We start from the raw sequence: 1,374 nt of genomic DNA, 5'->3' as shown, positions 1-1,374 counted from the left end.
TTAAAGGATATAACTGGTAGAAAAATAAGTTATAATTATGATATAATTGGAATGTTAAAAGAAGTATGGGATGGCAATAATAAGGCAGCTTCTTATACTTATAACCCTGACAGCACCATAGCAACAATAAAATATAGCAATGGTATAAATATACAATACAATCATGATGTAGACAAAAATATATCAGGGATACTTGCTAAAACAAAAGAAGGCAAGGAGCTTTTAAATCATAGGTACTTCTATGATAATAATGGTAACCAAGTAAGAAAAGACGAATCTGGTAACATAACAAGCTACGCTTATGATAGTTTAAATAGACTGGAGAAAGTAGCTTATCCAGGTGGAGCAATAGAAGCCTTCGGCTATGATAAGGCAGGTAACCGTGTAAAGAGGACTTTAGATTCACCAGCAAGTTCCCAAGCAATGAGTCCTCAAATAACAAATTATACTTACGATAGTAGAAATAGGCTAACATCACTAGCTGTAGGTGAAGATTTAACAAATTTCAAGTATGATAATCAAGGGAATCTTAGATCAGAAACAACTAAGCAAGACACTACAAAGTACGCCTATGATTGCTTTAATCGCACAACTAGTGTTCAAAAACAAGATGGCAGCTACATCAAAAACTTCTATAATTCAGAAGGATTAAGAAGTGAAATAGATGAAAATGGTGTAGTTAGTAAGTTTGTATTTGATAGAGGTAGTGCAGTAACAGAACTTGATGGAGAAGACAGACTAAAGGCAGCAAGTATAAGAGGTATTGAATTAGTATCTCAAGTAGATAGCAAAGATAATAGCTACTATTATTTAAATAACTATCATGGTGATGTTGTTGGCTTAGCTGATATTGCTGGAAATTTAGTAAATTCTTACTCATATGATGCCTTCGGCAATACCTTAGAAGCAAATGAACAAGTTCATAATGGGTTCAGGTATTCAGGGGAGCAGTATGATCCAATAACTAACCAATATTATCTGAGAGCTAGGTTCTATAATCCTGTTGTAGGCAGATTTACACAGGAGGATGTTTATAGAGGTGATGGACTTAATCTATATGCTTATGTAGGTTCAAATCCAGTTAACTATTTTGATCCTACTGGATATGCAACTCAATGTGAAAAGAAAATTTACAATAGAGAGATGACAAAAGAAGAGTGGCAGGAATACATGAGGCTTCAGCGTACTAAAGTTAGAGACGGTAAAATGTCACAAGCTAAATTAGATGAGCTCAGAGAAAATATAGCTAATGGATTTAAGTTGGGGTCTAAGGCAAGAGCTGATCAGCAGAGAAGAATCTTTAAAGACTATACTGGGTATGATGCTTTTGGAGAAGTTCATCATGGATTACCAGAAGAACATCATGAATGGTTT

Annotated in this window: 1 protein-coding gene; it reads left to right on the top strand. The window is 34.4% G+C overall.

What is annotated here, in order from left to right; all coding sequences use genetic code 11:
* Window positions 1-51: 51 nt before the first annotated feature.
* A partial coding sequence (locus HGI79_RS22395) for an RHS repeat domain-containing protein (RefSeq protein ID WP_185652878.1) occupies window positions 52-1,374 on the top strand: 1,323 nt, incomplete at its 3' end.

This window comes from Clostridium sp. DJ247 (assembly GCF_014231265.1).
Note: the sequence above shows the minus strand (reverse complement) of the source record. Positions and strands in the feature narration are given on the sequence as shown.